Source organism: Pseudidiomarina sp. CB1 (assembly GCF_024752025.1).
Classification (GTDB): Bacteria; Pseudomonadota; Gammaproteobacteria; order Enterobacterales; family Alteromonadaceae; genus Pseudidiomarina.
In genome coordinates, this window is sequence record NZ_JANTPU010000002.1 from 242388 (window position 1) to 267452 (window position 25065).

Annotated in this window: 24 protein-coding genes; 18 read left to right on the forward strand and 6 right to left on the reverse strand. The window is 50.5% G+C overall.

Annotated features, from left to right (window positions below; genetic code table 11):
* Nucleotides 1-5 precede the first annotated feature (5 nt).
* Nucleotides 6-599, reverse strand: a complete 594-nt coding sequence (locus NV375_RS10465; protein WP_258808180.1) for a LemA family protein — start codon at nt 597-599, stop codon at nt 6-8.
* A gap of 86 nt (nt 600-685) precedes the next feature.
* On the opposite strand from NV375_RS10465, the gene gmk reads away from it, so the two are divergent.
* Genes gmk through NV375_RS10485 form a run of 4 tightly spaced genes read left to right on the forward strand, consistent with a single transcriptional unit; the run spans nt 686 to nt 4171 of the window.
* Entirely contained in the window at nt 686-1327 is a 642-nt protein-coding gene (gmk, locus tag NV375_RS10470) for a guanylate kinase (RefSeq protein ID WP_258808181.1), read from the forward strand.
* 60 nt (nt 1328-1387) lie between these two features.
* Complete coding sequence (gene rpoZ, locus NV375_RS10475) at nt 1388-1663, forward strand: DNA-directed RNA polymerase subunit omega (protein WP_126773406.1); 276 nt, start codon at nt 1388-1390, stop codon at nt 1661-1663.
* Nucleotides 1664-1668: 5 nt separating this feature from the next.
* Nucleotides 1669-3777, forward strand: coding sequence for a bifunctional GTP diphosphokinase/guanosine-3',5'-bis pyrophosphate 3'-pyrophosphohydrolase (gene spoT, locus NV375_RS10480; RefSeq protein WP_258808182.1), 2109 nt, complete (start codon nt 1669-1671; stop codon nt 3775-3777).
* Between the two features lies 1 nt (nt 3778).
* Nucleotides 3779-4171: a RidA family protein gene (locus NV375_RS10485; protein WP_258808183.1), complete on the forward strand. Its 393-nt coding sequence runs from the start codon at nt 3779-3781 to the stop codon at nt 4169-4171.
* Here NV375_RS10485 and NV375_RS10490 read toward each other — a convergent pair.
* Nucleotides 4168-5499 (reverse strand): Na+/H+ antiporter NhaC family protein, encoded by a 1332-nt coding sequence (locus NV375_RS10490; protein ID WP_258808184.1) that lies wholly within the window; start codon nt 5497-5499, stop codon nt 4168-4170. The two genes, NV375_RS10485 and NV375_RS10490, sit on opposite strands and share 4 nt — an antisense overlap.
* A gap of 154 nt (nt 5500-5653) precedes the next feature.
* On the opposite strand from NV375_RS10490, the gene NV375_RS10495 reads away from it, so the two are divergent.
* Nucleotides 5654-7177 carry a bifunctional GNAT family N-acetyltransferase/carbon-nitrogen hydrolase family protein gene (locus tag NV375_RS10495; protein WP_126773414.1) on the forward strand — a complete coding sequence of 508 codons (1524 nt, stop codon included), beginning with the start codon at nt 5654-5656 and terminating at the stop codon, nt 7175-7177.
* 136 nt (nt 7178-7313) lie between these two features.
* Nucleotides 7314-8963 (forward strand): fatty acid--CoA ligase, encoded by a 1650-nt coding sequence (locus NV375_RS10500; protein ID WP_258808185.1) that lies wholly within the window; start codon nt 7314-7316, stop codon nt 8961-8963.
* Between the two features lie 7 nt (nt 8964-8970).
* Here NV375_RS10500 and NV375_RS10505 read toward each other — a convergent pair whose 3' ends face one another.
* The 4 genes from NV375_RS10505 to NV375_RS10520 all read right to left on the reverse strand — a co-directional run bounded on the left by NV375_RS10505 (nt 8971) and on the right by NV375_RS10520 (nt 13774).
* Complete coding sequence (locus NV375_RS10505) at nt 8971-9888, reverse strand: histone deacetylase family protein (protein WP_258808186.1); 918 nt, start codon at nt 9886-9888, stop codon at nt 8971-8973.
* Nucleotide 9889: 1 nt separating this feature from the next.
* Nucleotides 9890-11755, reverse strand: a complete 1866-nt coding sequence (locus NV375_RS10510; RefSeq protein ID WP_258808187.1) for a GNAT family N-acetyltransferase — start codon at nt 11753-11755, stop codon at nt 9890-9892.
* A gap of 16 nt (nt 11756-11771) precedes the next feature.
* On the reverse strand, nt 11772-13010 hold the full coding sequence (locus NV375_RS10515; RefSeq protein WP_258808302.1) for a M20 family metallopeptidase: 1239 nt from the start codon (nt 13008-13010) through the stop codon (nt 11772-11774).
* A 122-nt stretch (nt 13011-13132) separates the two neighbouring features.
* The gene (locus NV375_RS10520; RefSeq protein ID WP_258808188.1) at nt 13133-13774 is read right to left on the reverse strand and encodes a TIGR01621 family pseudouridine synthase; all 642 of its coding nucleotides are present in this window, start codon (nt 13772-13774) and stop codon (nt 13133-13135) included.
* A gap of 37 nt (nt 13775-13811) precedes the next feature.
* Between NV375_RS10520 and trmH the strand changes: the two genes are divergently transcribed.
* The 12 genes from trmH to hemB are packed head-to-tail and all read left to right on the forward strand — an operon-like array spanning nt 13812 to nt 25064.
* Nucleotides 13812-14492, forward strand: a complete 681-nt coding sequence (gene trmH, locus NV375_RS10525; RefSeq protein ID WP_258808189.1) for a tRNA (guanosine(18)-2'-O)-methyltransferase TrmH — start codon at nt 13812-13814, stop codon at nt 14490-14492.
* A 1-nt stretch (nt 14493) separates the two neighbouring features.
* Nucleotides 14494-16575: an ATP-dependent DNA helicase RecG gene (gene recG / locus NV375_RS10530; RefSeq protein ID WP_258808190.1), complete on the forward strand. Its 2082-nt coding sequence runs from the start codon at nt 14494-14496 to the stop codon at nt 16573-16575.
* A 42-nt stretch (nt 16576-16617) separates the two neighbouring features.
* A complete protein-coding gene (gene ubiE / locus NV375_RS10535; protein WP_126773713.1) occupies nt 16618-17373 on the forward strand; it encodes a bifunctional demethylmenaquinone methyltransferase/2-methoxy-6-polyprenyl-1,4-benzoquinol methylase UbiE in 756 nt (251 codons plus the stop codon).
* Entirely contained in the window at nt 17373-17975 is a 603-nt protein-coding gene (locus tag NV375_RS10540; protein WP_258808191.1) for an SCP2 domain-containing protein, read from the forward strand. The genes ubiE and NV375_RS10540 overlap by 1 nt, the downstream gene beginning before the upstream one ends.
* 2 nt (nt 17976-17977) lie before the next feature.
* Nucleotides 17978-19618: a ubiquinone biosynthesis regulatory protein kinase UbiB gene (ubiB, locus tag NV375_RS10545; protein WP_258808192.1), complete on the forward strand. Its 1641-nt coding sequence runs from the start codon at nt 17978-17980 to the stop codon at nt 19616-19618.
* 13 nt (nt 19619-19631) lie between these two features.
* Entirely contained in the window at nt 19632-19832 is a 201-nt protein-coding gene (tatA, locus tag NV375_RS10550; protein ID WP_258808193.1) for a Sec-independent protein translocase subunit TatA, read from the forward strand.
* A 5-nt stretch (nt 19833-19837) separates the two neighbouring features.
* Complete coding sequence (gene tatB, locus NV375_RS10555) at nt 19838-20209, forward strand: Sec-independent protein translocase protein TatB (protein WP_258808194.1); 372 nt, start codon at nt 19838-19840, stop codon at nt 20207-20209.
* Nucleotides 20206-20943, forward strand: a complete 738-nt coding sequence (gene tatC / locus NV375_RS10560; protein ID WP_258808195.1) for a twin-arginine translocase subunit TatC — start codon at nt 20206-20208, stop codon at nt 20941-20943. Before tatB ends, tatC begins: the two co-directional genes overlap by 4 nt.
* Before the next feature lie 27 nt (nt 20944-20970).
* The gene (locus tag NV375_RS10565) at nt 20971-21474 is read left to right on the forward strand and encodes a type VI secretion protein (RefSeq protein ID WP_258808196.1); all 504 of its coding nucleotides are present in this window, start codon (nt 20971-20973) and stop codon (nt 21472-21474) included.
* A 3-nt stretch (nt 21475-21477) separates the two neighbouring features.
* Entirely contained in the window at nt 21478-22287 is an 810-nt protein-coding gene (locus tag NV375_RS10570) for a TatD family hydrolase (RefSeq protein WP_258808197.1), read from the forward strand.
* A complete protein-coding gene (locus NV375_RS10575; RefSeq protein ID WP_258808198.1) occupies nt 22272-24062 on the forward strand; it encodes a diguanylate cyclase in 1791 nt (596 codons plus the stop codon). The genes NV375_RS10570 and NV375_RS10575 overlap by 16 nt, the downstream gene beginning before the upstream one ends.
* The gene (hemB, locus tag NV375_RS10580; protein WP_258808199.1) at nt 24063-25064 is read left to right on the forward strand and encodes a porphobilinogen synthase; all 1002 of its coding nucleotides are present in this window, start codon (nt 24063-24065) and stop codon (nt 25062-25064) included.
* Nucleotide 25065 lies beyond the last annotated feature (1 nt).

Below are 25065 nucleotides of genomic sequence, written 5' to 3' on the forward strand. Positions count from 1 at the left end.
ACGGCTTAAAAGTTAACTTTGGGTGCGGCTTGAATCTCGGCACTATCCGCAAACTCGAGTAAGCTCGCGTCTTTACCGTGACCAAAGAAGCTTGCAAATGCGACCGGCGGGAATGACTGACGATAAGTGTTGTAGCTCATTACCGCATCGTTAAATGCTTGGCGGGCAAAAGCAACGCGGTTTTCAGTGCTGGTCAACTCTTCCGACACTTGCATCATATTTTCGTTGGCTTTCAGCTCAGGGTACGCTTCCATCACCACATTCAAACGGCCTAAGGCGCTGCCTAATGCACTTTCGGCTCCGCCTAATTCATGCATGGCGCTGGCGTTGCGTGGATCTTGGGCTGCTTTGGGCAGTGCTGCTGCCGCTTGATTACGCGCTTGCGTGACCGCTTCTAGGGTTTCACTTTCGTGCTTCAAGTAGGCTTTCGCTGTCTCAACCAGATTCGGAATGAGGTCATAACGACGCTTTAGTTGTACTTCGATTTGTGCAAAAGCATTCTCAAATTGGTTCTTTAAACGCACAAGTTTGTTGTAAATGCTGATGAGATACACAAACAACACAATCGCGATAATGATAATAATCCAACCAGTACTCATGTCGGGGTTCCTTGTAGTTAAGATGTCGCACGCTTATCAGCAACATGCTATGCTTTGCCGTCATTCGCAAGTGATTTTTAGAAGCCATGACGACATCCACCGCTGACGGAAATTTATTTATTGTTGCTGCACCAAGTGGTGCAGGTAAATCCAGTTTAATCCGTGCTTTGCTTGAGCGCCACAATGATGGCAGCATGCAAGTCTCGGTTTCGTGTACGACGCGGGCGCCGCGGCCCGGTGAAGTGGATGGTGTGCACTATCACTTTCTTGATGTCGAAACCTTCCAGCGCAAGATCGAAGAAAACGCTTTTTATGAATGGGCAAAAGTCTTCGACAACTACTATGGCACGTCACGGCTGGTGATTGAAGAGACCTTAAAGCAGGGCATCGATGTTTTTCTGGATATCGATTGGCAAGGTGCCCGGCAAGTACGTGAGGCCTACCCACAAGCACAATCTATTTTTATTGTGCCGCCGAGCCTTGAAACCTTGGAACAGAGACTGCGTAGCCGCGGGCAAGATAGCGACGCAGTGATTGCAGGGCGAATGGCCAAGGCGCAAGCTGAAATGTCCCATTACCACGAGTTTGATTACCTGCTGGTCAATGATGATTTTAATGAAACACTTGCTAATTTTGAGCACATTGTGTTGGCGCGACGCCAGAGAATGGCGTTGCAGCAATCACGACATGCGGCTAAACTCAAAGATCTCTTGGCGAATGCTGGGTAAATCCGTATAATTCGTGACCCATTTTGCAATTGCAATCTATTTTATTAAGTTGGAGTAACTATGGCGCGCGTAACTGTAGAAGAAGCTGTTGATCGTATTGGCAATCGATTTGACTTGGTATTAGTCGCCTCACGCCGTGCCCGTCAGTTGGCCACCCAAGGCAAAGATGCTTTGGTGCCGTGGAAGAATAACGAGAAAGCAACCGTTGTTGCTTTGCGTGAAATCGAAGGTGGTTTGATCGACGCCGAACGTTTGGATGTTGAAGAACGCACCGAAATGGCTCAGCAAGACGCTGATGAACTTGCTGCTGTAGATGCGATCCGTGGTCTTGAGTAACGCGGGTGTATTTATTTGAAGGTCTCCGGCAGCAATTAGCCGAGTATCTGCCACCTGATCAGGTGCAGCGTGCCGCTGCGGCCTTTAAACTGGCCGCAGAAGCGCACAAAACGCAAAAACGCCGTAGCGGCGAACCTTATATCACCCATCCTGTTGCCGTAGCCGGCATCCTTGCTGACATGCGCCTTGACCATGAGACCATCATGGCTGCGCTATTGCATGACGTGATCGAAGACACCGAATTCACCCAAGAGGACCTTGCCGAGCAGTTTGGCTCCACGGTCGCTGAGTTGGTGGAAGGGGTGTCGAAACTCGATAAGCTTACCTTTGATTCGAAGGAAGAATTACAAACCGAAAACTATCGCAAAATGATTATGGCGATGGTCCACGATATCCGGGTGATTTTGATCAAGTTGGCCGACCGCACGCATAACATGCGCACTATTGGTCATTTGCGCCCCGACAAACGCCGCCGTATTGCTCGCGAAACCCTCGAAATCTATGCGCCGCTAGCGCACCGTCTTGGTATTCACGATATTAAGAACGAGCTCGAGCATCTCGGTTTCTTCGCTTTGTATCCGTGGCGCGCCAAGTTGCTTGAATCACAAGTAAAGCAAGCGCGCGGTAATCGCCGTGAGCTGGTTGAACGGGTGCAGAAAGAAGTCGAAGCACGGTTGCATGAACATGGTATTAGCGCTCGCGTGTTAGGTCGCGAAAAGCATTTGTACAGCATTTACAAAAAAATGCTGAGCAAAGAGCTGCATTTTGAACAGGTTATGGATATCTATGCTTTTCGTGTGATTGTTGACGAAGTTGACACTTGCTATCGCGTGCTGGGCGCATTGCATAACCTCTATAAACCGATCGAAACGCGTTTTAAAGATTACATTGCGATTCCGAAGTCGAACGGTTACCAGTCATTGCATACGTCGTTGAAGGGGCCTCACGGTATTCCTGTTGAGATTCAAATCCGCACCGAAGAAATGAATTTAATGGCGGATCGCGGGGTTGCCGCGCACTGGCTCTATAAAGCCGAAGAAAGTTCGGGTACGACCGCGCAGGTGCGGGCCCGCCGCTGGATGCAAAGTTTGCTCGAGCTGCAGCAAAGCACCGGTAATGCCTTTGAGTTTATTGAGAACGTCAAATCTGAGCTGTTCCCAGAAGAAATTTATGTGTTTACCCCCGAGGGCCGCATCATTGAGCTCCCGCAAGGCGCAACGCCAGTCGATTTTGCCTATGCGGTGCATACCGATATTGGTAATACCTGTATTGGTGCGCGAGTGAACCATAAAGTGTACTCGTTGAGTAAGCCGCTTGAGACTGGGCAAACCGTTGAAATTAAAACAGCGCCAGGTTCGCGCCCGAATATTGCATGGCTGAACTTTGCGGTAACCGGTAAGGCGCGCGCTAAAATCCGGCAATATTTGAAAGGGCAAGAAACCCGCGAGGCTGAGCAGCTTGGTGAACGTTTGTTGCGCGCCGCACTGGGGCCAGTGAATTATAATGATATCTCTGATGATGAGTTTGCTCGCGTCTGTGAAGAAGTCAAAATTGAATCGAAGGCGCAGCTGTTGCGTGAAATTGGCCTTGGCAACATGATGTCCGTGGCAATTGCGAAAAGGCTCTTGGGCGAAATGCAGCAGCTCAGAGACGAGCAGCCGAGCAATGGCCGTGGACTCTCCATCAAAGGCGCTGAAGGGCTGTTGGTGAGCTTCGCTAAATGTTGTCGACCGATTCCAGGCGATGACATTATTGCCCACGTTAGCCCAGGTAAAGGATTGGTCATCCATCGCCGCGAGTGCAAGAACGTGCGTGGCCATGAAGACGAGCCAGGCCGTTACTTCCCGGTGCAGTGGGACAACAAACCTGAAGCAGAATTTATTACTGAAGTACGGGTCGAGGTGGTGAATCATCAGGGTGCCTTGGCGAAACTGACGTCAAATATTGCGGCCACGGGGTGTAACATTCACGGCCTTAAGACCGAAGAAGTCGATGCCAATATCTATTACATTGATGTGGCATTAACCGTTCATGATCGTAAGCAGCTTGCTGATGTGATTCGTCATATTCGCAAGATGCCAGATGTACAACGCGTCGCGCGTTTAAGGAAATAACATGTCAAAAGTCATTATTAATACCGACAAGGCACCAGCGGCGATTGGTACCTACTCGCAAGCCGTAAAAATCGGCACAACAGTATACTTGTCAGGGCAAATTCCATTGGTACCTGAGACCATGGAATTCGTCAGCGAAGATTTTCGTGCGCAAGCAGTTCAGGTGTTTAAGAATCTTTCGGCCGTGTGTGAAGCCGCCGGCGGTGAATTGCAAGATATGGTGAAAGTACAAATTTACCTGACTGATTTGGGTCAATTTGCCATTGTAAATGAAGTGATGGCTGAATTTTTCCGCACGCCGTATCCTGCGCGCGCCGCTATCGGCGTGAAAGCTCTACCGAAGGGCGCGCAAATCGAAATTGACGGCGTTATGGAGTTACCGAGCACCAATTAAGTGGTGCTCGGCTCAAGCTTTTCACGCCCTTCTAACGGCTTACGCCAGATAATCATTGCTAGCGCCACAGCGCCAAGAATGAAGCAGTAGCCAGTATTCACACTCACTTGAATCGGCGTTAGCCCAAAACTAGCGCCCATAAAGAGTGCTTGTGCACCGTACGGCAAAGCACCTTGCACCACACACGCAAAAATATCCAACAAACTCGCGCTTTGTCGTGGTGCTAGATTCCCCTCTTCGGCAAGACGTTTACTGACTTCACCAGAAAGCAAAATCGTCACCGTGTTATTGGCTACTGCGAAGTTGGTGAGGCCAGTTAAGCCAGCTACGCCGAATGCGGCGCGTTGCTGCGGGTGCTTGAATAAGCGCTTGGTGATATTACCGACCGTTGTCGCCAGAAACTTTAAACCACCTTGTTGACGAATGAGCGCCGATAGGCCTCCAATCAGTAAGCTAAGCAAGAAAATTTCTTGCATGCTGGCGAAGCCCTTGTAGATGTCCTGACTGAACGCCACCCATTGATAATCCACGGTCACCATGCCAAAGGCGGCGGCTAAAATGATACCAAGCGTCAGCACCGCAAAAACATTGAGTCCCATGACTGCCAGCACAATGATGAAGAAGTACGGAAGGCTCAACCACAAATTCGCTTCCGGAATTTGCGGTGGAGTGGCGCCAGTATCGTAGCTAACCAACCACAAAATCGTGATGATCGCAGCTGGGATTGCTATTTTTAGGTTGGCCTTAAACTTGTCACTCATATTACAGCCTTGCGTACGCGTGGCAGCAATCGTCGTATCAGAAATGATGGACAGGTTGTCACCAAACATGGCCCCGCTTACCAACACCCCTGCTAGTAGCGGCAGGTCGATGCCTGACGCTTGGCCAAGGCCTAAAGCCACTGGCGCCAAAGCGCCTAGGGTTCCCATTGAGGTGCCCATAGCCGTAGACACCACAGCGGCGATAATGAACAAGCCCGGTAGCAAGAAGCTGGCGGGAATCACGTGCAGGCCTAATGCAACCATGGCGTCGACCCCACCCGTAGCCGCAGCCACGGTAGAAAACGCGCCTGCGAGCAGATAGATCATACACATGGTGACAATATTGCGGTCACCCACACCGGCTACGAAGGTGTTGATACGTTCTTCAAAGGCCTGTTTGCTCAGCAAAACGGCTAAAATGATCGCCGGTAGAATCGCAACTGGGCTCGCCAGTTGGTAAAACGCCATATCGACGCCAGTAGCTTGAAAGTAAATACCGGCACCGAGAAACAGCGCGAGAAAAAGCCCCAATGGGAGCAGCGCACGAGCGCTAGCAGCTTCAGTCATAAGTTAGCGAACCTTTATAATTTTATTTGGACGTCCAGAAGTGTATACATCCTTAACTTCGGGTGCAAGCGCCAAAGCCGATTAGCTGTTGCCAATTACCGCGACTTCGTCATACTAAGTTACATGTTGTACTAAGGAATATGAAGGATGTCGAATGAGCCCTGATGATCTGCACTTGCAGTTGCGTAATTTACGCAAAGAGGATTACCCACAACTCAAAGCGTTAATGGATAAAGTCTACCCTGATATTGGTGGCGCTTGGGGTGAGCATACCATCCTGAAACTAGTCAAAGAGTTTCCCGAAGGGCAAATCTGTTTAGAAGATAATGGCCAACTCGTTGGTGTTGCACTGACCGTGCAAGTAAAGTACGCGCGCTTCAGTAACCCGCACACCTACGACGATTTGATGGATGCCCGCGAAAACATTCTTAATGATCGCAAAGGCGACGCACTGTACGGCCTCGATGTACTGATCCATCCTGATTACCGTGGTTTTCGCTTAGGCCGTCGCTTGTATGACGCACGTAAAGAACTTTGTCGTCAGCTCAACCTGAAAGCGATTCTAGCTGGTGGTCGTATTGTGAACTTCCATAAATACGCAGACGAGCTCACGCCTGGGCAGTACATTGAAGGCGTACACCGCCGTGAGATTTATGATCCGATTCTAACGTTCCAGTTAGCCAACGACTTCACTGTGAAGCGCTTACTCGGTAAATATTTACCGGAAGACAAACGCTCGGTAGGTTTTGCGACCTTGCTCGAGTGGAACAACTTTTTGTACGAGCCGTCCGACAATATTCTCGGCAGCCGTATTCGCAACGTGCGCATCGGCGCTGTGCAGTGGCAGATGCGTGAAATTGACTCAGTGGAAGAAATGCTCAAGCAAGTGGAGTACTTTGTCGACGCGATGTCGAGTTATCAGAGTGACTTTGCGGTGTTCCCAGAATTTTTTAATGCGCCACTGATGGGCCTTACCGATCAAAGCCAGCAAAAAGATGCGATTCGCTTCTTGGCGGGTTACACCGAACGCTTCAAACGTGAAATGTCGCAAATGGCGGTCAGTTATAACGTCAACATCATTACCGGTTCGATGCCTCTCGATGAAGACGACGTTATCTACAACGTTTCGTACTTGTGTCGCCGCGACGGCACCATCGAAGAGCAGCGCAAAATCCACGTAACACCGCACGAGAAGCGCGATTGGGTAATCGAGGGCGGTAATCATGTGCAAGTGTTCGACACTGATGCTGGCAAGATCGGTATTTTGATTTGTTACGACGTTGAGTTCCCAGAGTTAGGCCGACTCATGGCCGCCGAAGGCCTCGAAATTCTTTTCGTGCCGTTCTGGACCGATACGCGTAATGCTTATTTGCGTGTGCGCCACTGCGCACAAGCGCGGGCGGTTGAAAATGAATGCTATGTGGTCACCTGCGGTAGTGTCGGCAATTTACCTCAGGTGGAAAGCCTTGATGTGCAGTATGCACAGTCTGCAGTGTTCTCACCGTCGGACTTTGCCTTCCCGTACGACGCGATCTTGGCGGAGACGACACCGAACACCGAGCAATTGATTTTCTCTGATCTAAACTTAGATGAATTGCGGTATTTACATCACGAGGGGTCGGTGACGAATTTAAAAGATCGCCGCACCGATATCTACGAAGTCACCCGTAAATGGTAAAAGCCGACGTTCTGTAGCCCGTGGTTCTACCACGGGGGAATTCAAATTGGAAACGGCATGGTCGAAACGTCGGGTGTGACCCGTGGTAGAACCAAGGGCTACCAAACACGAACAGCGAACAACGAGGGTATTTTCTATGGCGGTAAAACTGATTTCTCCAGCGGACGAAGCCTATAACTATCCGCTTCTGATCAAACAGCTCTTGCTGTCAGCCGAGCGTTATGCCGGCGATAACGAAATCGTTGGCGGTAACAATGGCCAGCGCTTTAGCTATGCCGAATTCATCGAGCGGGTGCATCGCTTAGCTAATGTGTTGACCGAAGCGGGCGTCAAAGAAGGCGATACGGTAGCTGTGCTGGATTGGGATACGCCGCGTTACCTCGAGTGTTTCTTTGCCATCCCAATGATTGGTGCGGTGCTCCACACGGTCAATGTGCGTTTGGCTCCTGAGCAAGTGGTGTACACCATGAATCATGCCCAGGATGACTTGGTTTTAGTGCACGATGACTTTTTGCCGCTGATCGCCAAGGTGCAAGACCAATTAACGACAGTGAAAGGTTACATCCAACTCACCGACGAAGCCCAAGCACCTGATGCACCGATCGAGGTCATTGGCGATTACGAAAGCTTGCTAGCCGGTGCTATGACGGAGTTCGATTTTCCCGACTTTGATGAAAATGCGATTGCGACGACCTTCTATACCACGGGTACGACGGGCAATCCGAAAGGCGTGTTTTTCTCGCATCGGCAATTGGTATTGCATACCTTGGCGTTGTCTGCAACCACCAGTATGAACGACAACATGCAGTTGATGCAGGCGTCGAGTGTGTATATGCCGATCACGCCGATGTTCCATGTGCATGCTTGGGGCGTGCCGTATGTTGCCACCATGATGGGCTTGAAGCAGGTTTACCCTGGTCGCTACGAGCCGGCCACCCTGTTGAAACTTTACATGACAGAAAAAGTGACCTTCTCGCATTGTGTGCCAACGATTCTGCAGATGGTGTTAAGTAGTGAAAAGGCGAAAGCCATTGATTTTAGTGGCTGGCAGGTATTGATTGGCGGCAGTGCACTCACCGAAGGACTAGCCAAGGCTGCGCTAGAACGCGGCATTCAGATCTATACCGGTTACGGGATGTCGGAGACTTGTCCACTGCTGAGCACCACCTGGATGCCACTTGATGCCGATAGCTTCAGTATGGAGCAACAAGTGCGTACACGCGTGCAAACAGGTAAGCCCGTGCCCTTAGTTAACATGCGCATTATTGATGATAACGGCCGGTTCTTACCGCACGATGGTAAGGCGATGGGGGAAGTTGTGGTGCGCACACCTTGGCTCACGCAAGGGTATTTGCACGAGCCGGAAAAGAGCGACGAGCTATGGGCCAACGGTTGGATGCACACTGGTGACGTTGGCAGTATCGATAATAGCTACACGTTGCAAATTCGTGACCGCATTAAGGATGTGATCAAAACCGGTGGCGAGTGGGTGTCGTCCCTCGATATTGAGAACTTGATTAGCCAGCACCCTGACATTGAGCTCTCGGCGGTGATCGGTTTGCCTGATGACGAGTGGGGCGAGCGGCCACATGCGGTGGTGACCGTGCGTGAAGGTGCGCAGGTTGATCAACAAGCAGTGGCTGACTTTATGCAGAAATTTGTCGATGAAGGCCACATCGAGAAGTGGGCCATTCCAGATACCATCAAAGTGGTGGATGAGATTCCACGGACCAGTGTCGGTAAAGTCGACAAAAAACTGATCCGTAGTCAACTGCAGGAAGGTTAGCTCTTTATTAAATTAAGCCTTTGATGAATGCGACCACACTTCGTCCCAACGAGCTGTGGTCGTAGCCTCCTTCAAGCATGCCAACAATGCGACCCGAACAAAATTGCTCGGCGTAGCCCTTTAGTTCTTTGGCGATCCAAAAGTAATCATCTTCACGCAGCTTAAAGTTACCCATGTCGTCTTCGGCATGCCCATCAAATCCAGCCGAAACGAGAATGAGCTGCGGCTCAAAACGTTCGAGCGCCGGCCACCAACGTGCCATGACTTCTTTGCGCCAAGTTTCGCCGGTAGTACCAGCGGGCATCGGCGAATTAATGATATGCGGGCTGATGGTGTCGGCACCGGTGTCAGGGTAAAACGGATGCTGGAAAGATGAACACAGTAATACGCGTTCGTCATTCAAAAAGATGTCCTCGGTACCGTTGCCGTGATGAACATCGAAATCAATGATGGCCACTCGTTCGAGTTGATGCGCACTCATGGCATGGGTTGCAGCAACGGCAATATTGTTAAAAATGCAGAAGCCCATGGCTTTGTCGTAACAAGCATGATGTCCCGGCGGGCGCACCACGCAAAAAGCACGTTGGTTGTCGCCCTGCATGACTTCATCTACCGCACTGATACCACAACCTGCAGCGTATAGTGCGGCATCCAATGAGCCGGGCGTCATTAGTGTGTCAGGATCAAGCCAAATGTGACCTTCGGCGGGGGCGCGGGCAAAAACATCGTTCACATAGTCGACGCTATGGGCGTGATAGAGCTGCTCTTGCGTCGCTTTGCCACCATCGCGTTGGCTGATCGCTAACTCGAGGCCGGAGCGAATAATCTGATCATTAATGGCACTAAGACGCGCAGGTTCCTCGGGATGTACCTCGGTGACTTGATGCTGCATGCATTGCGGATGGCTAAATACAGTAATCGACATGTTACGACTCGTCGGTAGCAGTAAGTGGAAGCTTCAAGTGAACTTCACCTGGGTCCTCACTTGGTAAACGTTTAAAGCCAGCGCGTTCAAACACCGCTAGCATCTTATGATTTTCGGCACGCACGTAGGCGACCATGTGGTCGATATGGCGTAGTTTGGCAATGCGGATCATCTCGTCCAGTAAGCGACTGGCCATGCCTTTGCCTTGATGAATTTCGCGAGTAACAAACGCCACTTCGCAGCTGTTGTTTTGCGGTACATAATAATAGCGACCGACGGCTTGGATTTCGGCTGCAGAGCCTTTCTGGCGCACGATACAGAGGGCAAGGTCGGTCGCTTGATCAACACTCACCAGCGTACACGATTTTTCCCGGCTCATTTGCGTTGGCACAGTGTTGTAACGCATTTGCAGGGTTTCTTTGGTATGCGAGTAGAAGAACTCTTGCAAGCGTCGCTCATCACTTGGATTAAGAGGGCGTAAGTCATAGCATTGGCCGTCGATGTTTAATTCACGAAAACCGACGCTGCCAAGCTCAGGAACCTCCACCGATTTAATGGTTTGATAGTTGGGCACGTAATAGTGTTTACGCACTTCTTCAAGGAGTTGCTGGCGAAACTTGGGGTGGGCCACTCGTATGAGCTCAAGGGCGCGTTCGCGAATGCTTTTGCCGCGCAACGAAGCCACTCCAAACTCGGTAACCACGTAATAAACATGTGCTCGCGAGGTCGCGACTCCAACGCCCTCAGTAAGGTGCGGGACAATCCTTGAGATGGTGCCGTTTTTAGCGGTTGAGGGCAGCGCAATAACTGGCTTTCCACCCTTACTCATCGAGGCACCGCGGCTGAAGTCGACGTGCCCACCAATGCCACTATAGAACTGATGGCCAATCGAGTCCGACACAACTTGACCCGTTAGGTCGACTTCGATCGCACTATTAATCGAAATCATGTTGTCGTTGCGGGCAATATTGGCCGGCGAATTCACATACTCACTTGGGTAAAAACCAATGTGTGGATTGCCATCGACAAAGTCGTATAAGGCTTTACTGCCGACGCAGAAACTGGTGACAGCTTTGTGCTGGTGATAGGTCTTTTTGCGGTTGTTAATGACCCCCTTTTGCATCAATTCCATGATGCCATCGGTGATCATCTCGCTATGAACGCCCAAGTCTTTATGGTTACCGAGATAACGCAAAACTGCGTCACAAATATTGCCGAAGCCAATTTGGATGGTGGCGCCGTCATCGATCAGCAATGACACATATTGACCGATCCGTTCGGTCACCGCGTCGAGTTCAGTGGCTTCGATTTCCGGGAGCTCTGCTTCGGCTTCAAAAAAAGCGTCAATTTGCCCTTTGTGGATAAAGGCTTGGCCGAAGGTCACGGGCATTTTGGGATTGACTTGGGCAATCACTTTTTTCGCCGCTTTTAGCGCTGACGAAACAATATCTACGGAAACGCCAAGTGAATGATAGCCATATTTGTCGGCCGGGCTGACCATAATCAAAGCGGCATCGAGCGGCAGTATACCTTCAGAAAACAGGTAGGGGATGTCGGACATGAAGCACGGCGTATAGTCCGCTCGCCCTTCGGCTACTGCAGAGCGAACCTGAGGACCGCCAATGAACAGACTGTTGACCTTGAATTGTTGGGTGTATTTAGGCTCGGCCCACTGGTTGTCGCCGAGAGCATACACTTGCACGATTTCGATATCGTGCAAGTGTTGACTGTGGGCCATCAGGTCATTGATCAGCGCGTGCGGTACCGCAGCATGGGAGCCGATGAAAATGCGGTTGCCGGACTTCAGTAGCTGTTGCCAATGGGTAAGTTTACCCTCGACCATTAAACTACCTTGCGCGCCTGCCATCGTGACCTCCTGTTGGTTAGTCTTCTGCGTAGTCGAACACCCAGTTTACATACAATTCAGTGCCGACTTTGAGCGCATCTTCATCGGCGTAAAAGTACGGTGAGTGGTTACTCGGCGCTGTTGCTGGATCTTGCCCTTCGGGTGTTATTCCTAAAAAGACGAAGAGTCCCGGAACCTCTAGTGCGTAGAACGAGAAGTCTTCTGCACCAGTAACCAGCGGATTCACTTTTACTTTGTCGGCGCCGGCAACTTGTTCAATGGTCGGCAACATTTGTGCGGTTAACTCCGGGTTATTAATTGTTACCGGATAACCTTCGTCAATATGCACATGCGCTTCAGCGCCAGAGCTAGCGGCAGTGTGCTCTGCTGTGGTTTTGAGGTTTTCAAAAATTTGTGCGCGGTTGTCCATGTCGAAGTTACGAATGGTGCCTTCTAAGTAAACTTCATCCGGAATAATATTGTTACGCACGCCACCTTCGACAATACCAAAGCTGACGACTGCTGGCGCTTTGGTGATATCCACTTGGCGACTGATAATAGTTTGTGTGTTGTTAATGATTTGCGCTGCAGTAACAATAGGGTCAACACCACCCCACGGACGCGAGCCGTGTGTTTGACGACCTTTAACGTTGATTTCAAAGCGATCAGAGGATGCCATCAAAGGGCCTGAGCGATAACCAATATGCCCAGTTGTGCCCGCAGACCATACGTGAATACCAAACACTGCGTCTGGTTTAAGGTCGGCAAAGAGACCTTGCTCAAGCATCAACTCAGCACCACCTTCTTCGCCCTTCGGTGCGCCTTCCTCGGCAGGCTGAAAGATAAACATGACGGTACCAGCAAGTTCGTTTTGCAGCGCAGCAAGTTGCTCTGCGGCACCCATTAACATGGCGACATGCATGTCATGGCCACAGGCATGCATCACACCTACTTCTTCACCACGGTACTCGGCGGTGGCGGTCGATTTAAAGGGGAGGTCGGTTTTTTCGGTGACCGGCAAGGCGTCCATGTCAGCGCGTAATGCGACGACTGGGCCCGGCTTTGCGCCTTTAAGGATACCGACAACACCGGTGTGGGCAACTTCGGTTTGCACCTCTAAGCCGAGTTCACGTAAGTGTTCTGCAACGACTTTTGCTGTGCGAAATTCGCGGTTACTGAGTTCAGGGTGCTGATGCAGGTCACGACGCCATTCAATCACCTGCTGCTCTAGCTCGGCAGAGATGCGCACCGGTTCATCGGCAGCTAGCGCCGCCATTGGCGCGACAGTTAGTGTCGCACAGCAGGCTAAAGTAAGTTTTGCGATCGCAGAAAGTTTCGACATGACCAATCACCTTTGCAAGTTGTAATAAAAGTGATTTGAGTATGCCTCGTTGCTGATTATTTTGCCAATGCGGCTTTGGTCGCAGGATCGGTAAACAAGCCGTAGTTGGGTACTGGGGCGGTAATGGCGAATGCTTCGTGCGCATAAGTAAATGCTAGTTGCCACGCGTGAAGATGGAGATAGGTGTTGGCTTCACCACCGTAGCGGGCATCGCCGACGATGGGAGCTCCGAGGCTTTTTAGCGCCACGCGGAGCTGATGCGTACGCCCCGTTTGTGGGTGCAGATGATACAGCCGATATCCCGTTGCGATGGCTTCGCTGCTAAATTGTGTGCGCGCCGGATTAACTTTACTATGCGTTAAACGCCAACTGCCGCGGCGGGCCTTGACCATATCACCTACTACCCAGCCTTGCTTTTTCTTTGGCTTGCCAGCAGCAATGGCTAAGTAAGTTTTAGTGATAGCGCGGTCGGCGAAGAGTTGACTCAATGCTGCCGCAGCATTGGCGTTACGAGCGATTAAAAGAACCCCTGAGGTGGGGGTATCAAGGCGATGGACTGGCCATAATTGCTCACCTAATTGCTCGGCAAGTTGATGTACAACGCTGGCTTCGTTGTCGTTTGCATGCATGGGAGCGCCTGCGGGTTTGTTAAGCGCATAAAAATCAGCATGTTGAAAAACTAGGGTTAACTCACGCATACCGTTATACTCAGTAAAAAATGCTTTTGGATTTTTTATGTCACCGGAACGCTTTGCTCGCATCAACAAATTACTCGATCGGCGCCAACCCGATCTTACGCTCTGTCTCGAGAGTGTCCACAAAAACCATAACCTATCGGCGCTTATTCGCACCGCGGACGCCGTAGGCCTGCATGAAGTTCATGCCATCTGGTTCGATCGCAAAGGCAAAATCAAAGGCGGCACAGCCATGGGTTCGCAGCAGTGGGTGAAAGTGCACCACCATGACAGCACGGCAGAAACCATTGCTCAGCTGAAAGCCGAGGGCAAGCAGGTGTTAGTGACTCACCTGTCGGCGTCAGCTATCGACTTTCGTAAAGTGGATTACACCAAGCCGACGGCAATTCTATTCGGTCAAGAAAAACACGGTGTCTCTGAGCAAGCGCTGGCGTTGGCCGATCAACATGTGGTGATTCCGATGGTAGGTATGGCGCAATCGCTGAATGTTTCTGTGGCTGCGGCAGCGATTTTATATGAAGCACAGCGGCAACGTGAAAATGCGGGTATGTACGAGCAACCACAATTGTCGGCGGATGAGCGCCATCGGGTACTGTTTGAAGGTGGTCATCCGATTTTTGCCAAGCTTTGTCGGCGCAAGAAGCTCGCTTATCCAGAGCTGGATGAGCACGGGCAAATTGTTGCTGATGAGGCGTGGTGGCACGCGGTGAGGTCAAATTGATATGAGCCAAGCGGGGTTGCATCGCATTCCTGTTTCAGTCCTTAAAGGGGTGGGACCGAAACTGCAGGAGCGCTTGACCAAATTGGGCTTGGCGACCGTGCAGGATGTGCTTTTGCATCTACCACTTCGTTATGAAGATCGCTCGCGTATTTATCCGATTGCCGCGCTACAACCCGGTACCACAGCTACAGTGATTGCTCGCGTAGTCAAAGCCGATGTTGTGTATGGCCGCCGCCGTATGCTGAAGGTTAACGTGCGTGACGCCAGCGGCGGCTTAAACTTGGTATTCTTTCAGTTCAGTGCGGCGCAGTTGAAGCAGTTTGCGCAAGGAACGCAGTTGCAGCTATTCGGTGAGGTGCGCCGCGGTATGCAAGGGCCGGATATGATTCATCCGGAGTACAAGATGGTGCAAGGTGACGTACCGCAGCTGGCAGAAAGCTCGTTAACACCGGTGTACCCCACCACTGAAGGTGTCCAGCAAGCGACCTTACGAAAATTGAGTGAGCAAGCACTTACCTACCTGACGCCGAAAGCTTTACCAGAGTTGCTGCCAGAACATCTGCGTCCGGGCGGAATGGCGTTGAGTGCGGCGATTCAATTGTTGCACCGACCACCGCTCGACGTGCACTTGCGTGAGTTGCAAGAAGGTACACATCCGGCACAATTGCGGCTTGCGATGGAAGAACTTGTCGCTCATCAGTTAAGCCTGCTGAAACTACGGAGTCTAAAACAACAACATCAAGCTCGTGCGTTGCAACCGCATAATGCATTAGAGTCAGCATTTTTGCAGCAACTACCGTTTCAGCCCACCCAAGCTCAACAGCGTGTCGTCAATGAGATCCAGCAAGATTTAGCGCAACCGATCCCGATGATGCGTTTAGTGCAAGGTGACGTGGGATCAGGCAAGACCTTGGTGGCAGCTCTCGCGGCACTAACGGCAATTGGGCAAGGTTACCAAGTAGCGTTAATGGCACCGACGGAAATCTTGGCCGAACAGCATGCGCTGACGTTTCGTCAATGGTTTGCCCCGCTGGGGATCGAGGTTGGCTGGCTAGCTGGCAAGCAAACTAGCAAGCAACGCAACGAGGCATTGGCGACGCTGAGAACCGGGCAAACCCAGTTGGTAGTGGGCACACATGCGCTTTTTCAAGCCGATGTTGAGTATCATAATTTGTCATTAGTGATTATTGATGAACAGCACCGTTTTGGTGTGCATCAGCGCTTAGAGCTTCGCGAGAAAGGTGTGCAGCAAGGCTTTCAGCCGCATCAGTTGATTATGACCGCAACACCGATTCCGCGGACGCTGGCGATGACTGCCTATGCTGACTTAGCCACATCTATTATCGATGAATTACCACCGGGACGTACACCGGTCACTACAGTGGCGATTCCAGATACGCGTCGCGAGCAGGTAGTGGCACGGGTGCACAAAGTCTGCACTGAAGAAAAACGCCAAGCTTATTGGGTGTGTACGTTGATCGAAGAATCGGAAGCATTGCAATGCCAAGCCGCTGAAGACACTGCGAATCAACTTGCCGCTGCGCTTCCAGACTTGCGCATTGGACTTGTGCACGGGCGCTTAAAGAGCGCTGAAAAAGAAGCGGTAATGCAGGCCTTTAAAGCCCACGAACTCGATCTGCTGGTCGCTACGACAGTGATTGAGGTGGGTGTTGACGTGCCGAATGCGAGTTTGATGATTATCGAGAATCCCGAACGCCTCGGTTTAGCGCAACTGCACCAGTTGCGCGGGCGAGTGGGCCGTGGTGCTGTGGCGAGTCACTGTGTGCTGCTGTACCATGCGCCGTTATCGAAAACAGCTACGCAACGTCTTGGTGTGTTGCGCGATAGCAGCGACGGCTTTGTTATCGCCGAGCGTGATCTAGAGCTCCGCGGGCCGGGGGAGTTATTGGGACAGCGACAGACCGGATTGACCGAAATGAAGGTTGCGGACGTAATGAAGCACAGTGATTTGTTGGCACCAGCGCAGCATCTGGCGCAACAGCTTTGGGGTGATTATCGCGAAACATCCGAAGCATTGATCCAACGCTGGTTACCGCGTCGAGACCACTACGCCCAAGCATGATTTCGTAGTACACTAGACGCACATTAGTAAAAAGGCAGTATGATGAAAGATTCGAAGTCAGACACCATTGATTTTGGCTATAAGCAAGTTGCCCGCGACGAGAAGCAGGGACTGGTAGCCAATGTCTTTAATTCAGTGGCCAAAAAATACGACATCATGAATGACGTCATGTCGTTCGGTATTCATCGGCTTTGGAAGCGCTACACTATCGATTGCAGCGGTGTTCGCAAGGGCATGAAGGTGCTCGATATTGCCGGCGGTACAGGTGATCTAACCGCGCAATTTTCCCGCCGTGTGGGGCCGACCGGAGAAGTCGTCTTAGCAGATATTAACCAAGCCATGCTTGATGTCGGCCGTGATAAATTACGCAATATGGGAATTGTCGACAACGTTGACTACGTGCAAGCAAACGCTGAAGAATTACCGTTTGAGAGTGACCGCTTCGACATCATTACCATTGCCTTTGGTTTGCGTAATGTCACCGATAAGCAAAAAGCGCTGGAATCAATGTTTCGCGTACTTAAGCCGGGTGGCCGTTTGCTGGTACTTGAATTTTCTAAGCCGGTACCGCCGTTGTTATCGCAAGCCTATGATTTTTATTCGTTCAATGTATTACCGAAAATGGGACAGCTGGTTGCAGGGGATGCCGAAAGTTACCAGTATCTCGCCGAGTCTATTCGCATGCACCCTGATCAAGAGACCCTCAAGGGAATGATGCAAACAGCTGGCTATGAGCAGGTGACCTATCACAACCTAACGGGTGGTATTGTTGCACTGCATCGAGGTTTCAAGTTCTGATGCTGTGGACCGTGTTGCCAAATCAATTACTGGAGCTTGCGGCGCAGCAGCTGCTCGCCCTAGACCCAGCGAGCGCTGACCGATTGACGAAACTTGCCGGAAAACGCTTGCGGGTGACGTTGAGGGAAGTCGGTAAGCCGCTCACCATAACGGTTACTGAAAGCAGCGTGTTGTTCAGTTGGATTGATACAGCAGAGGTCGACTGTCATATTATGACCGAATTGGCGGTCCTCCCCGAGCTTCGCGATAGCGCTAATATCACGCGCTTGATCAAAGCAGACAAGCTCGACATTGACGGCGATCCGATGTTGGCCCAGCAATTAAGCAAACTTTTTACTGATCTTGCGATTGACTGGCCCGAACAGCTCTCGCAGCGGATTGGCGATGTTCCTGCACAGTTGTTGGTAACTGCCTTTCAGCGCAGTCGTTCGCGATTTAAACAATGGCGAGCAGATAGTCAGCAGTGGGTTCAAGATGCGCTGATCGAAGAAAAGCAGGTGCTACCCGCACGCGCACAGTTCCTGCAATTCCAAGCTGACGTGCAAGCATTACGCGCCCGCATCGATAAACTTGAACGGCAGCTACGGGAACCAAGAGATTGAGTATGCGAGCCAAGCGACTGTATCAGATCACGCGAACATTTTTGCACTATGGCTTGAATGAACTTATTCCTGCCAAGTGGATGCCTTGGTCTGTTCGAGTGGCAAGAGTTGGGTTGTTTTGGTTATCAAACCGGCACAAAGAGAAGCCAGCCGGCGAACGCTTGCGCTTAGCGCTTGAGTCCCTAGGTCCAGTGTGGGTCAAATTTGGCCAAATGCTCTCGACACGGCGTGACCTTTTGCCGCCGGATATAGCGCTGGAGCTGGCAAAACTGCAAGATAAAGTGAAACCGTTCAGCGGTGAACGTGCGCAAAAGCTTATCGAAAAGGCGCTGGGGCTAAAGCATATTGATGAACTTTTCGATGACTTTAACGTTACGCCGTTAGCATCGGCCTCAATTGCACAAGTGCACACAGCGAAGTTGAAGCATGGTGACGATGCCGGCGCCGATGTGGTTATCAAAGTGATTCGTCCAGATATTCGTGATGCCATTGATGCCGACTTGAGCTTGATGGAAACCTTAGCGTCAGTTCTAGCGAAGCATCTGCCCGACGGACGTCGCCTAAAACCTCGCGAAGTGGTTAAAGAATATCGCAAAACGCTACTTGATGAGCTCGATTTAGCGCGCGAAGCAGCAAACGCAATTCAATTACGCCGTAATTTTGAAGATTCTAAGTTGCTCTATATACCGAAGGTCTACAGTGACTTCAGCCGCCATAATGTGATGGTGATGGAGCGTATCGACGGTATTCCTGTGAGCGATGTTGACACCTTGATGGCACTTGGTGTCGATATGAAGAAGCTCGCTGAACGCGGTGTCGAAGTGTTCTTTACACAAGTCTTTCGCGATAGTTTTTTTCATGCCGATATGCACCCAGGCAATATTTTTGTCGCACGCGAACATCCAGAAGACCCGCAGTACCTTGGTATTGACTTTGGGATTGTCGGCACCCTCAACCGTGAAGATAAACGTTACTTAGCAGAAAATTTTCTCGCCTTCTTTAATCGTGACTACCGCAAAGTGGCTGAATTACATGTGGATTCGGGCTGGGTACCTGCACATATCAACGTCGAGGAATTTGAATCGGCGATTCGAACGGTCTGCGAACCTATTTTCAATAAACCGCTCGCCGATATTTCTTTTGGCCATGTACTGGTAAACTTATTTAATACGGCGCGACGGTTTGAAATGGAAGTTCAGCCACAACTGGTGTTGTTACAGAAAACCTTACTTTACGTCGAGGGATTAGGGCGTACGTTGTATCCGCAGTTGGATTTATGGCAAACCGCGAAGCCGTTTTTAGAGCGTTGGATGCAAGAACAACTCGGTTGGCGTGCGGTGTTACGTTCGGTGAAGGAACATGCACCTTATTGGGCCGAAAAAATGCCGGAAATGCCAACTTTGCTCTATGATTACTTGCGCAACCAAAAGCATCAAGTTGAGCAGCAACAATTGGCGACGCAGGCATTATTGGCTGGCCAGAGAAAGATGGTGTGGCGCTTATGGTGGGGCTTAATGAGTACTGCCACCTTAGTGAGTACAACCTTGCTGTGGGTGACCGAACAGAATCACTGGCTGACCGCTTTAAGCGGCGTGGCAACGTTGGCCAGTGTTGTGATGAGCTGGCGCAAACCAGCAAAGTAGAACAGAGGACATTATGGGAATTAGTATTTGGCAACTGTTGATCGTATTGGTCATTATCGTGTTGTTGTTTGGCACTAAGCGCTTGCGCTCGTTAGGTAGTGACTTGGGTTCAGCGGTCAAGGGCTTCAAAAAGTCAGTGAGTGACGAAGACGCAGAAAAATCGCAAGAGCAAAAAAAAGTAGACAGCAAGAACGACACTGACAAGGACGCTTAACCGCCATGTTTGATATTGGCTTTTGGGAGCTCCTATTGGTCGCGCTTATAGGCCTGCTAGTATTGGGTCCTGAGCGTTTACCGACAGCGTTGCGAGCCTTGCAGCGCGGCATTCAAAAAGCCAAAAGTTTTGGCACATCGGTGCAAGCGGAGCTCAATCACGAGTTACGCATCAAAGAACTGCACGAACATTTGCGTAAAGCTGAACAGCTTGATGCCGACAAGCTGTCGCCGGAATTACAACGTTCGATGGCTGAATTGCGCGATGCCGCTGCGGCGGTTCAACGTCCGTATGCGAAGCAAGAAAAGCCTACGTCGGAAACGCGCGATAGCAAACCGTCTACCTCTTCTTCGGACCAAGATAAGTCATCGTCATGAGCCAGTCGCCGCTGCTAGATCATTTATTAGAGCTAAGACGCCGAGTGTTACGTGGGGTCTTGGTAGTATTGGCGATTTTTGCGGTGCTAGCGGTGTTTGCCGATGAGCTTTATAGCTTTCTTGCCGCGCCAATGTTGGCCAGCTTGCCGCAAGGTAGTACCTTAATCGCGACCGATGTAGCGACACCGTTCTTCACGCCTTTCAAATTAGCTCTCGTGGTTTCTGTCGCATTAGCGATACCGGTCTTACTGTGGCAGTTGTGGGCATTTGTGGCGCCAGGGCTATACCAACGAGAAAAGCGTTTAGTGGTGCCACTCATGGTGTCCAGCACGCTATTGTTTTATGCCGGTATCGCCTTTGCTTATTGGGCGGTTTTACCTTTGGCATTGAACTTTTTGGCAAATGCGGCGCCTGAAGGAGTAACAGTTGCCACCGATATTGCCCGTTATTTGGATTTTGTGCTGGCTATTTTTATGGCGTTCGGTATTGCGTTTGAAACCCCGGTTGCCATTATTTTGCTCTGTTGGACCGGTGTGACTAACGTCAAGTCCTTGCGTGCAAAGCGACCGTATGTCATTGTCGTTGCTTTCATTGTTGGCATGATTTTGACGCCGCCTGATGTGATATCGCAAACGCTATTGGCGATCCCTATGTGGTTGCTCTTTGAACTTGGCTTGCTGATTGCTAGTCTATACCAACAAACACCGCGTGCGGCAGAAGCCGAGCGTGATTGAATAATCAAGAAGTAGGAAGCAAAAAAAATGCTTAAATTGTTAGCTTTGGGGAGTGTTGTCAGTTGTTTGTCAGTGGCACTTCTGTGGACTCCAAATGCTAGTGCTCAAGAGCCAACACTAGAGCAACTGCGCACCTGTGCAGCTATTGAAAACCCGTTAAAACGTTTGGTCTGCTATGACAAGGTCGCCGCCGGTGAAGGCGTCGAGATAGCCGTTGCTGAAACCAATAAGCAAGCTCCTGCCAAGAAGTCCAATGCACGCCAAGAGCCCGCAGATGATTTTGGGTTGCCCGCGCAAGAGTCGAATGAGGACAGCGACACGATCTATGTTGCTATCGACAAAACCGAGAAAGACCCATACGGCAAGTGGATTATTTATTTCACCAACGGGCAAGTATGGAAGCAAACCGACTCGCAGACGTTCCAATTACCACTTGACGGTAATTACGCCATTGAACGTGGACTGTTAAACGGTTATTTCCTTGGCCGCGAAGGTGTCAATAAGCGCATTAAAGTGCGCCGTATTAAGTAAATAATGACGCTTGACCAGCTGCAATGGTTTGACGCAGGGGTCAACCTGACGAACGCCCGTTTGCAGCAGCGGTTAGATGGCGTCATCCAGCGTGCACACGAGGCAGGCGTTGACAGCATGTTGGTCATCGCCTGTAATCTTGACGAAGCACGTCAGGCCTGCGAGCTTGCCGAACGCCACCCCGAGCTCGTTGTCACTGCCGGTGTTCATCCGCACGACGCAAAAGACGCTCCTCGTAACCTGCAAGTTCAATTACATGAGATAGCGCAACATCCAGCGGTTGTCGCGATTGGTGAATGTGGGCTTGATTTCAACCGCAATTACTCCCCTCGAGACGCACAACAGAAGGTTTTTGAGCAACAGCTTGAGGTCGCAGCGGACTTGCAGCTTCCCGTTTACCTACACGAGCGTGATGCTTTTACCGAGCAGTACGCTTTGTTACAAAAGTTTGCCGAAAAAATACCAAGAAAATTAGCACATTGCTTCACAAGTGGTTGCAGTGAACTCAAAGAGTATCTAAAGTTAGGCTGTTACATAGGAATCACAGGATGGGTCTGCGACGAGCGGCGTGGGGGCGCTTTACGCGAAGCGGTACCACTGATTCCTCGTGAGCGTTTGCTCTTGGAAACTGATGCTCCATTTTTGCTTCCGAGAACGCTCAAACCCCGCCCAAGCATGAATGAGCCTTGCTGGCTCCCAGAAATAGCACGCGTTGTAGCAGAGTTGCGAGACGAGAGTCTTGCAAGTGTTGCGACGTATACTCGAAACAATAGTTTTTCATTTTTTGGACGCGTAGGATGGCAAAACAACTAAAGCGCTGGTTCGCTGTGTGTATGTTGATGCTCACTTGGGTATCGGCCGCAGCGCATGCGCAAGAATCAATGCCCCCTGTCTATTACCACGTGGACAGCACAGGTAACCAGTCGGTTGAGCAGTTACTCGATAAAGAGCCAAGTTATTGGAGTATACTCCCGGGCGACGGCGCGTCGTTTGGCTATACGTCAGATGTTTACTGGTTTTACTTCACCCTTGCGGCGGCTGATTACGACCGCATGATCCGCATTGGTTATCCGCTTCTTGATCGTATCGACGCCTACTTTGTGCGCGATGGAGAAATTATTAATCGGATCAAAGCTGGTGATAGCTATGAGTTCGATCAACGGCAAGTGAATAGCCGTAATTTTATATTCCCAGTTGATACCCACGACGAGGTTAAAGTTTACTTGCGGGTGGAGACCACGAGCTCCATGCGCGTGCCTTTAAGCATTTGGCAGCCGAGTGATTTGATTGGTTCGGAGCAAGCGCTTAATACCGCAACGGCAATGTACTTTGGCCTATTATTGTGCATGATTATCTACAACCTATTCAGTTACACCGTTACTCGCGATAAACGCTTTGCCTATTATAGCGCCTATATTGTCGCTATTGGCTTATTGCTAGCGGGGCTTGACGGTACTGGCTATCAGTATTTGTGGCCTTGGTCTGAATGGATTCAATACAAGTCGATTGCGTTATTTGGTAGCGTCGTGTTTGTTTTTGCCAGCCTTGTTGCGAGTCAAGTATTACAGACGGAAAGCCGTGCACCGAAGTTGCATAAAGGGTTGCAGGGCATCATGATTGCCGCCGGCTTACTCTTCGTTGCATCACTAATATTACCTTATGAATTAATGATCAACGCGGTTCTCGTCGTCGCAATTTTGGCGAGCAGCTTTCTCATTATCACGGGTTTTACGCTATGGCAGCAGGGACTTGCTTACGCTCGAATCTATAGCTTAGCGCTGAGTGTCCTGCTATTGGCGATTATCATTAACGCCCTTGGCTATTTAGGCTTTTTTGAATCGTTCTTTATTCAACGTTATCTCATCATGATTGGCTCGGCGATCGAGATCATGCTGTTGAGTCTGGTTTTAGCGATTCGCTTCAATGAAGATCGACGCGAGCGTTTGGCTGCGGAACAACGTTTGAATTCACGTCTAGAAGTGAAAGTTAAGCAACGTACCGCTGAGCTTGAAGCAGTAATGCGCAAGCTCAAAGAAATGAACCAGCGCTTGGAAGTAAAAAGCAACGAAGACCGGCTAACGAAACTTTATAATCGCGGTGTTCTTGACGACGACCTACCTCTTGAAGTTCGCCGCGCACGCCGTACCGGCTATGATATTGCGGTGGTGATGATCGACATTGATCACTTCAAAAAAGTGAACGACAACTTAGGCCATCAAGCGGGCGATGAAGTGTTAGTCGAGTTAGCCCGATTACTGCGCGTTAACTTCCGTCGCGCGGGCGACCGTATTTATCGCTATGGCGGTGAAGAATTCGTGGTTCTCATGCCGGGCGCGCAAGAGCTTGGTTGTCACGATAAAGTTCTGACGGTCACTGAAGTCATTCGTGCGCACTCGTTTAAAACTGAGCGTGGAGAAGTTAAAATTACCGTTAGTGTTGGTATGGCATTGCTGAATAGCATGCCTGGCCATGCATCGAGTAAGCAGTTGCTAGAAGCAGCAGATAACGCGTTGTACCAAGCCAAGAATGCAGGTCGTGATCAAATACGAATTGCCCGTTCATTGAATGATGTGAGTGAAAAGCCATAGATGTCTAACGTAGGTGCCTTTCCGTTCCGCCGCATGCGTCGCTTGCGGCGGCATGATTTTAGTCGTCGCATGGTCGCTGAGCACACGCTTACAGCGGCTGATTTTATTTATCCCATGTTCGTTATTCCAGGCGAGGGGCAACGTGAAAAAGTTGCATCCATGCCTGGGGTGGAACGCTTGTCCATCGATCTATTGGTTGCTGAATGTCAGGCTATCTATGCCCTTGGGATTCCTGCGATAGCGTTGTTTCCGGTTACACCAGCAAGCGATAAATCGCTGACTGCAGAAGCAGCTTGGGATGCTGATGGCTTAGCTCAGCGCGCAGTGCGCGCGATCAAACGGGCAGTGCCTGAGTTGGGCGTTATCACCGATGTTGCTCTTGACCCGTTTACCACCCATGGGCAAGACGGCATTATCGATGACGAAGGTTACGTGCAAAACGATATCACCACCGAAGCCTTAGTTCGGCAAGCTTTGTCCCATGCTGCTGCCGGTGCCGATGTGGTTGCTCCGTCAGATATGATGGATGGTCGGATAGGAGCTATTCGTGACGCCTTAGAAGAGAACGGCTATGTGAATGTGCAAATCATGGCTTACTCGGCCAAATATGCATCAGCCTTTTATGGACCGTTTCGTGATGCAGTGGGCTCTGCGGGTAACCTGAAAGGTGGTAACAAGAAAACCTATCAAATGGACCCCGCCAATAGTGATGAAGCGCTGCATGAAGTTGCTTTAGACCTTGAAGAGGGTGCCGATATGGTCATGGTTAAGCCAGGTATGCCTTATCTAGACATTGTGCGGCGCGTAAAAGAAACCTTTAAGGTGCCGACCTTTGCTTATCAGGTTAGTGGCGAGTATGCGATGATGCAGGCGGCAATTGCCAACGGTTGGCTGACTGAAGATGCGATTTTTGAAGCTTTACTTGGCTTCAAGCGTGCTGGTGCTGATGGCATTCTTACTTATTTTGCTAAGTCTGCTGCCGAAAAACTTGCTCAGCGCTAAG

Coding starts and splice junctions, on each gene's coding strand:
- NV375_RS10465 (WP_258808180.1), bottom strand. CDS start 599: ATGAGTACTGGTTGGATTATTATCATTATCGCGATTGTGTTGTTTGTG.
- gmk (WP_258808181.1), top strand. CDS start 686: ATGACGACATCCACCGCTGACGGAAATTTATTTATTGTTGCTGCACCA.
- rpoZ (WP_126773406.1), top strand. CDS start 1,388: ATGGCGCGCGTAACTGTAGAAGAAGCTGTTGATCGTATTGGCAATCGA.
- NV375_RS10485 (WP_258808183.1), top strand. CDS start 3,779: ATGTCAAAAGTCATTATTAATACCGACAAGGCACCAGCGGCGATTGGT.
- NV375_RS10490 (WP_258808184.1), bottom strand. CDS start 5,499: ATGACTGAAGCTGCTAGCGCTCGTGCGCTGCTCCCATTGGGGCTTTTT.
- NV375_RS10495 (WP_126773414.1), top strand. CDS start 5,654: ATGAGCCCTGATGATCTGCACTTGCAGTTGCGTAATTTACGCAAAGAG.
- NV375_RS10500 (WP_258808185.1), top strand. CDS start 7,314: ATGGCGGTAAAACTGATTTCTCCAGCGGACGAAGCCTATAACTATCCG.
- NV375_RS10505 (WP_258808186.1), bottom strand. CDS start 9,888: ATGTCGATTACTGTATTTAGCCATCCGCAATGCATGCAGCATCAAGTC.
- NV375_RS10510 (WP_258808187.1), bottom strand. CDS start 11,755: ATGGCAGGCGCGCAAGGTAGTTTAATGGTCGAGGGTAAACTTACCCAT.
- NV375_RS10515 (WP_258808302.1), bottom strand. CDS start 13,010: ATGGCGGCGCTAGCTGCCGATGAACCGGTGCGCATCTCTGCCGAGCTA.
- NV375_RS10520 (WP_258808188.1), bottom strand. CDS start 13,774: ATGCGTGAGTTAACCCTAGTTTTTCAACATGCTGATTTTTATGCGCTT.
- trmH (WP_258808189.1), top strand. CDS start 13,812: ATGTCACCGGAACGCTTTGCTCGCATCAACAAATTACTCGATCGGCGC.
- recG (WP_258808190.1), top strand. CDS start 14,494: ATGAGCCAAGCGGGGTTGCATCGCATTCCTGTTTCAGTCCTTAAAGGG.
- ubiE (WP_126773713.1), top strand. CDS start 16,618: ATGAAAGATTCGAAGTCAGACACCATTGATTTTGGCTATAAGCAAGTT.
- NV375_RS10540 (WP_258808191.1), top strand. CDS start 17,373: ATGCTGTGGACCGTGTTGCCAAATCAATTACTGGAGCTTGCGGCGCAG.
- ubiB (WP_258808192.1), top strand. CDS start 17,978: ATGCGAGCCAAGCGACTGTATCAGATCACGCGAACATTTTTGCACTAT.
- tatA (WP_258808193.1), top strand. CDS start 19,632: ATGGGAATTAGTATTTGGCAACTGTTGATCGTATTGGTCATTATCGTG.
- tatB (WP_258808194.1), top strand. CDS start 19,838: ATGTTTGATATTGGCTTTTGGGAGCTCCTATTGGTCGCGCTTATAGGC.
- tatC (WP_258808195.1), top strand. CDS start 20,206: ATGAGCCAGTCGCCGCTGCTAGATCATTTATTAGAGCTAAGACGCCGA.
- NV375_RS10565 (WP_258808196.1), top strand. CDS start 20,971: ATGCTTAAATTGTTAGCTTTGGGGAGTGTTGTCAGTTGTTTGTCAGTG.
- NV375_RS10570 (WP_258808197.1), top strand. CDS start 21,478: ATGACGCTTGACCAGCTGCAATGGTTTGACGCAGGGGTCAACCTGACG.
- NV375_RS10575 (WP_258808198.1), top strand. CDS start 22,272: ATGGCAAAACAACTAAAGCGCTGGTTCGCTGTGTGTATGTTGATGCTC.
- hemB (WP_258808199.1), top strand. CDS start 24,063: ATGTCTAACGTAGGTGCCTTTCCGTTCCGCCGCATGCGTCGCTTGCGG.